At 67.0% G+C, this 12,491-nt stretch carries 14 protein-coding genes, 1 tRNA gene and 1 riboswitch; of the genes, 4 read left to right on the top strand and 11 right to left on the bottom strand.

Annotated elements, in window-relative coordinates:
* The first annotated feature begins 15 nt into the window (after positions 1–15).
* Positions 16–1,326 (top strand): aminotransferase class I/II-fold pyridoxal phosphate-dependent enzyme, encoded by a 1,311-nt coding sequence (locus tag DID96_RS20875; protein WP_124601167.1) that lies wholly within the window; start codon positions 16–18, stop codon positions 1,324–1,326.
* Between the two features lie 116 nt (positions 1,327–1,442).
* Positions 1,443–2,066 (top strand): N-acetyltransferase, encoded by a 624-nt coding sequence (locus tag DID96_RS20880; protein WP_124601168.1) that lies wholly within the window; start codon positions 1,443–1,445, stop codon positions 2,064–2,066.
* A 47-nt stretch (positions 2,067–2,113) separates the two neighbouring features.
* Here DID96_RS20880 and DID96_RS20885 read toward each other — a convergent pair whose 3' ends face one another.
* Together DID96_RS20885 and DID96_RS20890 are read right to left on the bottom strand one after the other, a co-directional pair.
* The gene (locus DID96_RS20885; protein ID WP_124601179.1) at positions 2,114–2,950 is read right to left on the bottom strand and encodes a class II glutamine amidotransferase; all 837 of its coding nucleotides are present in this window, start codon (positions 2,948–2,950) and stop codon (positions 2,114–2,116) included.
* A 243-nt stretch (positions 2,951–3,193) separates the two neighbouring features.
* Positions 3,194–3,523 (bottom strand): carboxymuconolactone decarboxylase family protein, encoded by a 330-nt coding sequence (locus DID96_RS20890; RefSeq protein WP_124601169.1) that lies wholly within the window; start codon positions 3,521–3,523, stop codon positions 3,194–3,196.
* Between the two features lie 127 nt (positions 3,524–3,650).
* On the opposite strand from DID96_RS20890, the gene DID96_RS20895 reads away from it, so the two are divergent.
* Complete coding sequence (locus DID96_RS20895) at positions 3,651–4,592, top strand: AraC family transcriptional regulator (RefSeq protein WP_124601170.1); 942 nt, start codon at positions 3,651–3,653, stop codon at positions 4,590–4,592.
* A 339-nt stretch (positions 4,593–4,931) separates the two neighbouring features.
* On the opposite strand, the gene DID96_RS20900 is transcribed toward DID96_RS20895, so the two are convergent.
* The 9 genes from DID96_RS20900 to DID96_RS20940 all read right to left on the bottom strand — a co-directional run bounded on the left by DID96_RS20900 (position 4,932) and on the right by DID96_RS20940 (position 11,424).
* Positions 4,932–5,007 (bottom strand) — tRNA-Lys (locus DID96_RS20900).
* Between the two features lie 55 nt (positions 5,008–5,062).
* Positions 5,063–5,812: a tol-pal system protein YbgF gene (gene ybgF, locus DID96_RS20905; RefSeq protein ID WP_124601171.1), complete on the bottom strand. Its 750-nt coding sequence runs from the start codon at positions 5,810–5,812 to the stop codon at positions 5,063–5,065.
* Positions 5,813–5,831: 19 nt separating this feature from the next.
* Complete coding sequence (gene pal, locus DID96_RS20910; RefSeq protein ID WP_124601172.1) at positions 5,832–6,341, bottom strand: peptidoglycan-associated lipoprotein Pal; 510 nt, start codon at positions 6,339–6,341, stop codon at positions 5,832–5,834.
* 17 nt (positions 6,342–6,358) lie between these two features.
* Complete coding sequence (tolB, locus tag DID96_RS20915) at positions 6,359–7,654, bottom strand: Tol-Pal system beta propeller repeat protein TolB (protein ID WP_124601173.1); 1,296 nt, start codon at positions 7,652–7,654, stop codon at positions 6,359–6,361.
* Between the two features lie 109 nt (positions 7,655–7,763).
* Positions 7,764–8,810 (bottom strand): cell envelope integrity protein TolA, encoded by a 1,047-nt coding sequence (gene tolA, locus DID96_RS20920; protein ID WP_124601174.1) that lies wholly within the window; start codon positions 8,808–8,810, stop codon positions 7,764–7,766.
* Positions 8,807–9,256, bottom strand: coding sequence for a protein TolR (gene tolR, locus DID96_RS20925; RefSeq protein WP_026044964.1), 450 nt, complete (start codon positions 9,254–9,256; stop codon positions 8,807–8,809). The genes tolA and tolR overlap by 4 nt, the downstream gene beginning before the upstream one ends.
* Positions 9,257–9,266: 10 nt before the next feature.
* Positions 9,267–9,944, bottom strand: a complete 678-nt coding sequence (gene tolQ / locus DID96_RS20930; protein WP_010091489.1) for a protein TolQ — start codon at positions 9,942–9,944, stop codon at positions 9,267–9,269.
* A gap of 160 nt (positions 9,945–10,104) precedes the next feature.
* On the bottom strand, positions 10,105–10,590 hold the full coding sequence (gene ybgC, locus DID96_RS20935; RefSeq protein ID WP_124601175.1) for a tol-pal system-associated acyl-CoA thioesterase: 486 nt from the start codon (positions 10,588–10,590) through the stop codon (positions 10,105–10,107).
* Between the two features lie 87 nt (positions 10,591–10,677).
* On the bottom strand, positions 10,678–11,424 hold the full coding sequence (locus DID96_RS20940) for an SDR family NAD(P)-dependent oxidoreductase (RefSeq protein ID WP_124601176.1): 747 nt from the start codon (positions 11,422–11,424) through the stop codon (positions 10,678–10,680).
* A gap of 177 nt (positions 11,425–11,601) precedes the next feature.
* Positions 11,602–11,701: riboswitch (ZMP/ZTP riboswitch) on the top strand.
* A 138-nt stretch (positions 11,702–11,839) separates the two neighbouring features.
* On the opposite strand from DID96_RS20940, the gene DID96_RS20950 reads away from it, so the two are divergent.
* The coding region (locus DID96_RS20950; protein WP_124601177.1) for a serine hydroxymethyltransferase at positions 11,840–12,491 on the top strand (652 nt) is incomplete at its 3' end.

The raw sequence follows: 12,491 nt of genomic DNA on the forward strand, positions 1-12,491 counted from the left end.
TAGGCGTACGAAGCGATGGGATTGGGAGAGCATCTTCGGCAGCAACTGGCCGCGAAGGCGCTGAAGCGGCAGCTGGACCGCGTGGCCGACGGCGTCGTTGCGGCGCCTGCCGCCGCGCCGCAGCAGATGTCCGCGCGCAGCCGGTTCGAGGCGATGCCGCTCTATCAGCAGGTCAGGATCATGCGCGAGATGGGCGAGAAACTGCGGGTGGACTCGCCGTTCTTTCGCGTGCATGACGGGGTCGCGGGCGCGACGACGCGCATCGCCGGGCGCGAATACGTGAACTTCGCGAACTACAACTATCTCGGCCTTGCCGGCGATCCGGTCGTGTCGGCGCGTGCGAAGGCGGCAATCGACCGCTATGGCACATCCGCGTCGGCGAGCCGGATGGTGGCCGGCGAGCGGCCCGTGCAGCGCGAGCTCGAGCAAGCGCTCGCGTCGTTCTACGAGGCCGACGACTGCGTTGCGTTCGTGAGCGGCCATGCGACCAACGTGACCGTGATCGGCGCGCTGTTCGGGCAGGGCGACCTGATCGTCCACGACGCGCTCGCGCACAACAGCATCGTGCAGGGCGCGCAGCTGAGCGGCGCGAAGCGCCTGAGCTTTGCGCACAACGACTGGCAGGCGCTCGACGAGCTGCTGACGCGCGTGCGCCGCGACTACCGGAACGTGCTGATCGCGATCGAAGGCCTGTACAGCATGGACGGCGATTTCCCGGACCTGCAGCGCTTCGTCGATGTGAAGGAACGTCACGGCGCGTTCCTGATGGTCGACGAAGCGCATTCGCTCGGCGTGCTCGGCGCGACCGGCAAGGGCATTCGCGAGCAGGCCGGCGTCGCGTCCGGCGACGTCGATCTGTGGATGGGCACGATGAGCAAGACGCTCGCCGGCTGCGGCGGGTTCATCGCCGGGTGCCAGCCGCTCGTCGACATGCTGCGTCACCTGGCGCCGGGATTCCTGTACAGCGTCGGGCTCGCGCCGACGCTCGCCGAGGCGTCGCGCGCGGCGCTGGAGTGCCTGCTGGCCGAGCCCGAGCGGGTCGCGCAGCTGCAGGCGCGGGGCCGGCAGTTCCTGACCGAAGCGCGCGCGGCCGGGTTGAATACGGGCACGAGCGCGGGTTACGCGGTCGTGCCCGTCATCACCGGCAGTTCGCTGAAGGCGGCCCAGTGGGCGAACGCGCTGTTCGATGAGGGCATCAACGTGCAGCCGATCTTCTATCCGGCCGTCGAGGAAAAGGCCGCGCGCCTGCGCTTCTTCATCTGTTCGACGCACGAGCCCGAACAGATCAGCCGTACGATCGCCGCGCTGTCGCGGCTTGCGCGCTAGGCGGCGCAGTCGTGCGCGCCGTCCACGCGCCTGCGCGTCATGCGGGTCCGCCGCCCGGCGAGCCGTGTGGTGAGCCATATCGTGAGCCTTATCGTGAGCCTTATGGCGAGCCGCGCGTGCGGTTCCGCGCGGCCGGGCCCGACGATGCGGCCGCGTGCGCGCCGCTCGTGTTTGCATCCGGTATCCGCGAGTTCGGCTACTTTCTCGGCGCGCCGGAAGCGCGCTGCATCGCATTCCTGAACGACGCGTTCCGGTCGCGCCACGGCCGCTTTTCGTGGCGGCGCCATCGGGTCGGCGTTGCCGACGACGGTACCGTGCTCGCCGTGATGGCGATCCAGGACGGCAGCCGGACGCTGCTCGACGACGTGCACGTGGTCTGGGCGCTGCTGCGTTTCTTCGGGCTGGGCGGCACGCTCGGCAGGTTGCTGCGCGGCGTCGTGCTCGAAACCGAGCTGCCGGCGCCTAAGCGCGCGCAGATCCTGGTCGCGCATTGCGCGACCGGCGACGCGCATCGCGGCCGCGGCATCTTCAGTGCGCTGCTCGACGATGCGCTGCGCGCCGGCGTGCTGCCATCCGACGGTAGCCGGGCCGTCGTGCTCGACGTGCTGGTGAGCAACGTTCGCGCGAAGGCGCTGTACGAACGGCTCGGCTTCGTCGCGCTCGCGCGTTCGCGCAAGCCGTCGCGCTGGTTGCCGGCCGGGCTCGAATCGATCCGGATGCGGCTCGAGCGCCGCAGCTGACCTGACGCGCCGGCCGCGCGTCGTGCTGCGTCCGCTGCGAAAGACCCCTAGCTGCGCCGCGCCGGCGCAAATGGCAACTGCTCGATGTCGGCGCCGTGCGCGATGATCGCGGTGCTTTCCGGAATCTCCTCCCACGCGCCGCGCAGGTCGACGAGCGGCTCGGACAGCACCATGAACGCGTCGTCGCCCGCTTCCGCGATGCGCGGATTGTGCGGATACAGTTCGTGCAGGTGCTTGAACGACGTGCTGTGGAACAGCGAGCGCGACTGCTGCTCGCTCGAGTATCGCACCGAGATGATCCGTTCGCCGTCGGTTGCGCATACGGTCATGTTCAGCGGCGTGGCGACGCGATGGTGCGCGGCGATATCCTCGACGACGCCGGCCATCCGCTCGAGCGCAGGCAACGGCGTATGTTCGAGACCGAAGGTCAGCGCAAGGCGGAACATCACTTCGGAATCCGTCGATCCTTCGAGCGTCGGGAACAGTGCGGGATCGATCTTCAGCGTCAGGTCGCGGCGCAGCTTGTGGAAATCGCGGATCAGCCCGTTGTGTGCGAACAGCCAGCGCCCATGACGGAACGGGTGGCAGTTGGTTTCCTGCACGGGCGTGTCCGTCGCCGCGCGGATGTGCGCGATGAACATCCGCGAACGGATTGCGCGCGCGGCCTCGCGCAGGTTGCGGTCGTTCCACGCGGGTTGCACCGACCGATAGCGGAACGGGAGCTCGTCGGGGTGGCCGTACCAGCCGAGGCCGAAGCCGTCGCCGTTGGTGGTCGTCGCACCGAGTTGCGAATGCAGGCTCTGGTCGATCAGCGAGTGCTTCGCGCGGAACAGGACGGTCTCGAGATGGATCGGGTTGCCGGTATAGGCGAGCCAGCGGCACATGGGTCGCTCCTTCGCGATAGGACCTTTGCGCATGGTAGCCGACTTCCGGGGAGCGGCGTACGGGGCAGGGTGGGCGGCGCGCGCGTTGGTCTGGACTGACGAAAGCGAGGCTGGCGGGCGGGAAGCACGGGGCTCGGAAGCCTGTAGCCGCAAGCCCGCAAGCCCGCAAGCCCGCAAGCCCGCAAGCCCGCAAGCCGGCGCCACGAACGATCCGCGGCGCCGGGAGGAGACCGTAGCGTCCGCTCAGTCGCCCATCGCGTCCATCACGCGCGCCGAATAGACGAGCGCCGCGCCCGCGTTCAGCGCGATGGCCACGCCGAGCGCTTCCGCCACTTCTTCCTTGGTCGCGCCATGCTTGGCCGCCTCGGCCGTGTGCACGGCGATACAGCCGTCGCAGCGCGTCGTGACCGCCACCGCGAGCGCGATCAGCTCGCGCGTCTTCGCGTCCAGATGGCCGGTCTTGGCGCCGGCGCCAGACAGTGCCTTGTAGCCGGCCAGCGTATCAGGCGACAACTTCGCCACTTCGCCGATGCGCGTCGAGAGTTCCTTGCGATATTCGTTCCAGTTCAGCATGGCTCGTCCTTTTCAGGGTTGAGTGACGGCGGCGGGTGCCGCGGTCTCGGTTGATGCACGGTTATTCTGAACGTCCACGCTGATGGTTTCGATACACTGAAGCGTCAATTTTTAGCGCGATCGTCTCATGGATGCATTGAGTCAACTGCTGCTGCTGGGCCACAGCCACGTCGAGCTGGACGTGCGCTGCCTGCTCGACGGGCCGTTCGCGATCGCGCACGGCGCGCTGCCGCCCGGCGAAGCGGCGTTTCACCTGCTGCTGGCCGGCCAATGCCGGCTGCGCACCGCGAGCGGGCGGACGCTGCATCTTTCGGAGGGCGATTTCGTGCTGCTGCCGAGGGGCGACGCGCACGATACCGTCGATGCCGCGGCGGCGGCGGGCGCGTCGTCGGCGCGGGTGCGCGAGTGGCCCGCGACGGGCGGTGCGGTGCTGCCGATCAAGAGCAATATCGACGCGCCCGACCGCGCGAGCGTGGATCTGCTCTGCGGCCGCTACGTGTACGAGCGCGGCCCCGGCGAGCTGCTGATGCGTGCGTTGCCGGGCGTGCTGCATGTCGGGTTGCGCGAGTCGTCGGGGCTGGCGCAGCTGCAGGTGCTGACCGACGTGCTGCGCGCGGAGGCGTCGAACGTGCAGCCGGCCGCCGGCGCGATCGTGAACGCGCTCGGGCAGGCGCTACTCGCGTATGCGCTGCGCGCGTATGGGCAACACGCGCAGGTGCCGCCCGGCTGGCTCGCACTGGCCGCCGACGCGCGGCTCGGGCCGTCGGTCCAGGCGGTGCTGCAGGCGCCTGCGCAGCCGTGGACGGTCGCGTCGCTCGGCGACGTAGCGGCGATGTCGCGCGCGACCTATGCGCGGCATTTCCGCGAGAAGGCGGGGATGAGCGTCGGGGCGTTCGTCACGCAGATCCGGATGATGCGCGCGTGCGCGCTGCTGAAGGACACGCATCGCGGGCAGGCCGAGATCGGACAGGCGGTCGGCTACCAGTCCGAAGCGGCGTTCGGCAAGGCGTTTCGCGACGTGTTCGGCACGACGCCCGGCCGATGGCGGCGCGCGCAACGCACGCCGTGAGCGGGGCGTGCGCTGTCCGGTTGGCGCGGTCACCGTGCAGAAGAACACGCGCGACCTGCAGAACGCGAAGCCGCGCTTCGCCGACATCGATCCCGTACAACCGCCGCAGGAGTGATGCAGCGGCAGGCGGGGTGCGCTTCCTGCCTGCCTTCGTCGTGGCGCGCGGATCGGAATTCTCGTGATTTCGGAATCGTCCCGGAATGCTTCGGATGTCTAACGTATGCTCACGTTCGGACAGCGCCATCCGTTCCATTCGTGCCGGGCACGGATGTGCGAGCAAAAGTGCGCAGCAAAGAAAAAAGGGCTTCCAGTTTCCTGGAAGCCCTTCCTTCTTACATCTGGTAGGCCGTGCGGGACTCGAACCTGCGACCAACGGATTAAAAGTCCGCTGCTCTACCAACTGAGCTAACGACCCGAAGAAGCGAAACTATAATGGTGAATTGCAGGCCTGTCAACAACCTGCGCCACAATTATTTGATTGTCTGCAACTTGCCTTGAGCCGTCTGCGCCGCGCTCGACCCGCCGTACTGCGAGACGACCTGTTCGAAGGTCTTCTTCGCCGCCGCCTTCTGGCCTTGCTCGAGCTGGTTCGTGCCGATCGCGACGAGCGCGTCGGCCGCGCGCGGATGCTGCGGAAACTTGCTCACGATGCCCTGCCAGGTCGCCGTCGAACCCCGGTAGTCGCGCAGTGCGTACTGTGCGTTGCCGAGCCAGTACTGCGCGGTCGGCTGATAGGGGCTCTCGGGATACTTCGCGATGAAGCTGCGGAACGACGCAGCGGCAGCCTTGAAGTTGCCGTCGCGGAACTGCTGCTGCGCTGCATTGAACGCATCCGTTTCGCCCGGCTGCACGGTGCCTTCGACACCGTCCACCGTCTTCTGCTGCGGCTCGAACTTCTTGAGCCGCGTGTCGAGATCGGTGTAGTACTCCTTCTGCTGGCGTTCGAGCGTCGTGAGCCGGTTCGTCAGATCCTCGTTCTCGCCGCGCAGCGTCGCGACCTGCTGGTTCAGCTGGTCGAGGCGGCCGGTTTGATCGAGGATCGTGCGCTGCGCAGCCTGCAACTGACTCGTCAGGCTGTCGTTCTTGCTGCGCAGGTCGAGAACGGCGCGACGCGCTTCGTTGTCGTCGAACATGCCGGCGTGCGCCGGCGCGGCCGACCACGCCGCGCCGACAACGCAGACGGCTGCGGCTACGCGCAGCCAGGTTACACGGTGCGTCATACAGCGACCCTTCCGTAACTTACTGTTGATAGACGAGATCCGAGCGGCGGTTCTGCGCCCACGAAGCCTCGTCGTGACCCGCTGCCTGCGGCTTTTCCTTGCCGAGGCTCACGGCTTCCATTTGCGAGTCGGGCACGCCGAGCAGTGCCATCGCACGGCGCACGGCTTCCGCACGCTTCTGGCCGAGCGCGAGGTTGTACTCGCTCGTGCCGCGGTCGTCGGTGTTGCCCTGGATCAGCACGTGGCGCTGCGGATGGCCCTTCAGGTACTGCGAGTGTTGCTGCAGCAGCGGCTGGTACTCATCCTTCACCGAATAGCTGTCGAAATCGAAGTAGATGCTGCGCTTGGCGAGCGGGCCGTTCGGATCGTTCAGCGGATCGACGTTCACTTGCGCGACGTTTTCCGGGTTCGGCTGCGTGCTCATCGCACCGGCGTTGGCCTTTTCGTCGAGCTTCACGCCCGACTTGCATGCTGCCAGCGCGCCGACCATCATCACGGCCAGGGCCAGACGAACTTTTTTCGACATCATGGTTACTCTCCTTTTGGTCATTGCATGAAGGGTCCCCACGACGGCTCGCGTACGGAGCCGCCCTGGACGGACAGGATCTGCGGCGGCGCGCTGCCGTCGGAAGGAACGGCAGCCAGCACGTTGCGACCACCCGACTGCGTCGCATACAGGATGTACTGGCCATTCGCCGCAAAGCTCGGCGACTCGTCATGACTGGTATTCGTGATCGCGTTCGCCGCGCCCGTCTGCAGATCCTGAACGTACAGCTTGAAGCCCCCGCCCGTGCGGGAGATGTAAGCGAGCATCTTGCCGTCCGGGCTCACGCGCGGGCTCGTGTTGTAGCTGCCGGTGAACGTCACGCGCTGCGCCGAGCCGGCGCTTTCGCCCTGGGCCGGCATCCGGTACACCTGCGGCGCGCCGCCGCGGTCGCTCGTGAAGTAGATCCAGCGGCCGTCCGGCGAGTAATTCGGCTCGGTGTCGATCGAGCTGCTCTGCGTCAGGCGGCGCAGGCCGCCGCCGTTCGAGTCGACCGAGTAGATCTGCGTGTTGCCCGTCAGCGACAGCGCGACCGACAGCGTCTGGCCGTCCGGCGACCACGCCGGCGCGCTGTTGTTGCCCTTCTGGTCGGACACCATGTAGCGACGGCCGGTCGGCAGGTCATGGATGTAGACGATCGGCTTCTTGCGCTCGAACGATACGTACGCGACCTTCGTGCCGGTCGGCGACCACGCCGGCGAAATGATCGGCTCGGTGCTCGACAGCGCGATGCGCGCGTTTTGGCCGTCCGAATCGGAAATCTGCAGCTGGTAGCGGTTGCCCGACTTGATCACGTACGACAGCCGCGTCGCGAACACGCCGCGCACGCCGAGCAGCTTCTGGTAAATGTAGTCGGCGATCTTGTGGCCGGCCGTGCGCAGCGTCGTGTCGGTCGCCGTCAGCGACAGGCCGCCGAGGCTTTGCTGCTTCACGGTGTCGTACAGGATGAAGTTGACCTTGTACTGGCCGTTTGCCTCGCGGTTCACGCTGCCCGCGACGAACGCGTTCGCGCCCTTGGCCTTCCATGCGCCGAAATCGACCGACGCAGTCTCGGGCACGGGTGTGCTGCCTGCGTCGATGTTGGTGAATTTGCCGCTGCGGGCAAGGTCGGAACGGACGATCGACGTGACCTGCTGGGGCAGGCCCGCCTCGTTCGCGAAATTCGCGGTGGCGATGGGGAACTGGGTCGAACCGACGCCGGTGATCAGCACGTTGACCTGCGCGTTAGCGGCGCTGCCCGCCGAGATCAGACACGAGGCAACGAGTGCCCTGAAACCTAGCTTCGTCATCAAACTCATGCTTCTTGCTTCCCGTATGACTAGTATCGCTGCGCAACCGCAGAGACAGTAAAAATACCCGATTCGTTCCCGTCTTCCAGCGACGCCCGGAGTGTAAGCGCATTTCCGCTCACTCCGCCGCCTTGAAGGTAATCGTAATGTCCGGCGGGGTACGACCGTTAGAATCGGGAGGTAACGGGACCGATGCCTGGATCGCACTGACCACGGCTTGATCCCACCCCGAATTTCCGCTCGAACGGCGGATCGATACGCTCAATACGTCGCCCGACGGCGTGCAGCGGATCGCGACGACCGTCGTCAGCCCCGCGCGCTCGCCGCCCCAGACGATGTTCGGCTTCACGCGGCGCCGCACCTTGTCCGGGTAACCCGGAGTCGCTGCCGTGCCGCCCGAGCCCGTGCCCGTGCCGCTCTTCGCGAGGCCTTCGCCGCCGCCTTCGCCACCGCCGGCGAGACCCTGCATCTGCGCGAGGCGCGTACGCCGCTCCTGGTCGAGCTTCGCGTTCGCCGCCGCGTCCGCCTTCGCACGGGCTGCCGCCTCTGCCTTCGCTGCAGCCCTTGCTTCGGCCTTCGCCTTGGCTGCGGTCTCGGCTTTCGCCTTCGCGGCCTGCTGCTGGGCCTCGAGCTTCGCCTGCTTCTGTTGCTCGAGCTTCTGCTGCTCCGCGAGCTGCTGCTTGTGCTGCTTGAGCTTTTCAGCCTGCTTCTGCTTTTCGAGCTCGGCAGCCCGCTGCGCGGCGAGCGCAGCCGCCTGCTGGGCCGCGAGCTGCGCGCGTTTCGCCTGCTCTTCCTGTTGCGTCTTCAACTGCTGCGCGCGGCGCTGCTGTTCGAGCAGCGCTTCGCGCGCGGCGGCTTCCTGCTGGCGCTTCTTCTGCTGCAGCGCGATGTCCGCTTCCTCGTTCCTGACCGGAGGAGGGGGCGGCGCGACCTTCGCGGGCGGCGCCGGTGCCGGGACCGGCTGCGGCGTGGCCATGTCCGGCACCGTCGACCACAGCTCGGCCTCGGAGCCCGCCGGCGTGCTGTTCTGCCATTGGACGCCGTGGTACAGGAACAGCGCGAGCAGCACGTGCATCAGCGCGGCGAGCGCGAACGCGCGCCACGTGCCGCGTTCGCGTGGAGGCTGAGGCGGGTAGGCGGTGCTGCGCGGGGGGGGCCGTTTCATTGCGATTTGACGAGGAGGCCGACGCGTTTGACACCACGCGCCTTCAGATCCGACATCACGGTCATGACGGCATCGTACTGCACGGTCTTGTCGGCTGCGATCACGACCGGCTGGTCGGGGTGATCGGCCTGACGGGCGACGATGAAGCTGTCGAGCTCGGCCTTCGTCATCGTGTCTTCCTGGGTCGCGCCCGACGCGCCCTTGTACTTGACGCTCATCGTCCGGTCGGCCTTGATGTTGACGACGACAGGCGGCGTCTGTTCCTGCGGCGCGGCGTTGCCGACGGTCGGCAGGTTGATGATCGACGGCGCGACGAGCGGTGCGGTGACCATGAAGATCACGAGCAGCACGAGCATCACGTCGATGTACGGCACGACGTTGATGTCGGCCATCGCGCGGCGCGAGCGGCCGCCGCGCATGCTGGATCGGATGGGAGTTCCGGCCATGGCGCGCTCCTTACTGGGCCTGACGCTGCAGGATGTTCGAGAACTCTTCGATGAAGGTCTCGAAGCGGATCGCGAGGCGGTCGATGTCGTGCGCGTAGCGGTTGTACGCGACCACCGCGGGAATCGCGGCGAACAGGCCGATCGCGGTCGCGACGAGCGCTTCGGCGATGCCCGGCGCGACGTTCGCGAGCGTTGCCTGCTGGACGTTCGCGAGACCGCGGAACGAGTTCATGATCCCCCAGACGGTGCCGAACAGGCCGATGTACGGGCTGACCGAGCCGACCGACGCGAGGAAGGCGAGGTTCGCTTCGAGCACGTCCATCTCACGCTGGAACGATGCACGCATCGCGCGCCGCGCGCCGTCGAGCACGAGGCCCGGGTCGCTGATGCGCTTTTCCTTCGCCTTCAGGAACTCGCGCATCCCCGATTCGAAGATCCGTTCGAGTGCGCCGATCGTGTGGCGGTTGTTCGCCGCGCTCTGATACAAGGCCTGCAGGTCGCCACCCGACCAGAAATCCCGTTCGAAGCGCTCGGTCTGCGCGCGTGCGCGGCGGATCGCGAACCACTTTCGGAAGATGAAGGTCCACGACATCAGCGACAGCAACAGCAGCAGCCCCATCACCGCCTGGGCCAGGACGCTCGCATTGAGGACGAGGGAAATGATCGACAGGTCTTGAGAAGTATTCATATAGGTTTGAGTTACGTCCCTTCGGGGGCGCCCCGCCAGGGGTGCCCGGCGGGTTGCAGCGTGGCGCGCCGGCTGACAGGCCGGGTTGCCGTGCCTGATGCCGAACCTTGCTTAGTATCGATTCAGGAAGGCGAGTTCATAGGCATCGTCTAAACGGGGCTCACGCGAGCCTCGTTGACAACATCGTCTGACCGGCGTCGATGACGGGCCCGCGTTGCAGCGCGTCGAGCACGGCCGGCGGGATCGCCGCGGGCCGGATGCCGGTGCGGTCGACGCAGCCGATGCGGATGTGCCCGGCGACGAGCAGCGTATCGCCGCGCCATGCCTCCTGTGTGAATTCCACCGACGCGCGACCGATTCGCCCGGGCCGGCTCGTGATCGCCAGCGCGTCGTCGAGCCGCGCCGGTGCGCGATAGTCGAGCGCGGTGCTGCGGACGATGAAGAGCGCGCCCGTCTCGTCGGCGAGCTGCCTCTGATCGATGCCGCAGGCGCGCAGCCATTCGGTGCGGGCGCGCTCGAAGAACTTCAGGTAGTTGGCATAGAAGACGATGCCGCCTGCGTCGGTATCCTCGTAATACACGCGCACCGGCCAGGTAAAGCCGGAAGGCGCTTCCGGAGGGCGGGTAGGCTGAGTCATGGCGCGCATTTTACCGGAAGCGGGTAACGGGATTTGTTACCGATTCGTAACGGAATGTAGTAGCGGCGGGCCGGCCGGCGGCCGGCCCGCGCGGGTTCAGCCGCGGTGAACCGTGGGGCCGCCGGGCGCCTGTGCGATCGGCATCATCTCGATCGTGTTGATGTTGACGTGCGCCGGGCGAGTCGCGATCCAGTAGATCGTGTCGGCGATGTCCTCGGGCAGCAGTGGCTGGACGTTCGTGTAGACGCTGGCCGCCTTCGCGTCGTCGCCGCGATAGCGGACGTTCGAGAATTCGGTGCCGCCGCAGAGGCCCGGCTCGATGTCGGTGACGCGCAGCGGTGTGCCGAGCAGGTCGGCGCGCAGGTTCAGGCTGAATTGTCTGACGAAAGCCTTCGTCGCGCCGTAGACGTTGCCGCCCGCATACGGATAGGAGCCCGCGACCGAGCCGAGATTGAAGATGTGGCCGCGGCCGCGTTCGATCATGCCGGGCAGCAAAGTGTGCGTGACCGTCACGAGACCCGAGCAGTTCGTGTCGATCATCGTCTGCCATTCGTCGAGGCTGGCCTTGTGGGCCGGCTCGACGCCGAGCGCGAGGCCGGCGTTGTTGACGAGCACGTCGAGCGCCGCGAACTCGGCGGGAAGCGCCGCCGGCACCGCGGCCACCGCGGCCCGGTCGCGCACGTCGAGCTCGAGCGGCAGCAGCGCGTCGCCGAGTTCGGCTGCGAGCGCATCGAGGCGATCCTTGCGTCGCGCGGTCGCGACGACGCGGTGGCCACCCTTGACGAAGGCACGGGCGACGGCGGCGCCGAAGCCGGCGGACGCGCCTGTAACGAACACGATCATTGCTGCTCCTGGTCGGAAAAATAGCGGATGGGGAACCTGCAAGCGTACTGAGATTGCCGCGCCGCGGCAAGGCGGCGGAACGTATCCGCCACGGGCGCAAGGAACCTGTCCCTGACTGTTTGGCCGGCGGCCGCGCGGTTGCCTATTCATGACGCATCCAATAAACTAACGCGCTCATCACCCCTGCGTGACTGGCGATAGAACCCTCGGGTTCAAGGTGGAGCATCCCACCGTGAAGCGCAGGGCACCGTTTTTGCCGTTCGCCTGGGCAGCCGTTGTGTGCCGTCGCGTGCATCGCCGGTGGCTGTCCCTGTCTCGCGTCATACGGATTCTTCCGCCACGTCGAGCTGGTGCCGCCAGCAGCGCAGTGTACTCGGCCACCCCGGTCAACCTGTACACACTTAACGGAAACCGTATGTTTGACAGAGCCCAGAGCACCATCGCGAACGTCGATCCCGAAGTCTTTGCCGCGATCGAGCAGGAAAATCGCCGCCAGGAAGATCACATCGAGCTGATCGCGTCGGAAAACTACACGAGCCCGGCCGTGATGGCCGCGCAGGGCTCGCAGCTCACGAACAAGTACGCCGAAGGGTACCCGGGCAAGCGCTACTACGGCGGCTGCGAATACGTCGACGTCGTCGAGCAGCTCGCGATCGACCGCGTGAAGGAACTGTTCGGCGCCGAAGCCGCGAACGTCCAGCCGAACTCGGGTTCGCAGGCGAACCAGGGCGTGTTCTTCGCGATGCTCAAGCCGGGCGACACGATCATGGGCATGAGCCTCGCGCACGGCGGCCACCTGACGCACGGCTCGCCCGTGAACATGTCGGGCAAGTGGTTCAACGTCGTCAGCTACGGCCTGGACGCCAACGAAGACATCGACTACGAAGCCGCCGAGCAGCTCGCGCAGGAACACAAGCCGAAGCTGATCGTCGCGGGCGCATCGGCGTTCGCGCTGAAGATCGATTTCGAGCGTCTCGCGAAGATCGCGAAGTCGGTCGGCGCGTACCTGATGGTCGACATGGCGCACTACGCGGGCCTGATCGCCGCGGGCGTCTACCCGAACCCGG

Origin of the sequence: Burkholderia sp. Bp8963, assembly GCF_003854275.1 — a bacterium.
Taxonomy (GTDB): Bacteria; Pseudomonadota; Gammaproteobacteria; order Burkholderiales; family Burkholderiaceae; genus Burkholderia.

Bases quoted from the DNA above. Each gene is read 5' to 3' on its own strand.
- DID96_RS20940 (WP_124601176.1), bottom strand. From the start codon at position 11,424: ATGATCGTGTTCGTTACAGGCGCGTCCGCCGGCTTCGGCGCCGCCGTC.
- ybgF (WP_124601171.1), bottom strand. From the start codon at position 5,812: ATGACGCACCGTGTAACCTGGCTGCGCGTAGCCGCAGCCGTCTGCGTT.
- DID96_RS20875 (WP_124601167.1), top strand. From the start codon at position 16: ATGGGATTGGGAGAGCATCTTCGGCAGCAACTGGCCGCGAAGGCGCTG.
- tolQ (WP_010091489.1), bottom strand. From the start codon at position 9,944: ATGAATACTTCTCAAGACCTGTCGATCATTTCCCTCGTCCTCAATGCG.
- tolR (WP_026044964.1), bottom strand. From the start codon at position 9,256: ATGGCCGGAACTCCCATCCGATCCAGCATGCGCGGCGGCCGCTCGCGC.
- DID96_RS20885 (WP_124601179.1), bottom strand. From the start codon at position 2,950: ATGTGCCGCTGGCTCGCCTATACCGGCAACCCGATCCATCTCGAGACC.
- tolB (WP_124601173.1), bottom strand. From the start codon at position 7,654: ATGAGTTTGATGACGAAGCTAGGTTTCAGGGCACTCGTTGCCTCGTGT.
- ybgC (WP_124601175.1), bottom strand. From the start codon at position 10,590: ATGCGCGCCATGACTCAGCCTACCCGCCCTCCGGAAGCGCCTTCCGGC.
- tolA (WP_124601174.1), bottom strand. From the start codon at position 8,810: ATGAAACGGCCCCCCCCGCGCAGCACCGCCTACCCGCCTCAGCCTCCA.
- DID96_RS20890 (WP_124601169.1), bottom strand. From the start codon at position 3,523: ATGCTGAACTGGAACGAATATCGCAAGGAACTCTCGACGCGCATCGGC.
- DID96_RS20895 (WP_124601170.1), top strand. From the start codon at position 3,651: ATGGATGCATTGAGTCAACTGCTGCTGCTGGGCCACAGCCACGTCGAG.
- pal (WP_124601172.1), bottom strand. From the start codon at position 6,341: ATGATGTCGAAAAAAGTTCGTCTGGCCCTGGCCGTGATGATGGTCGGC.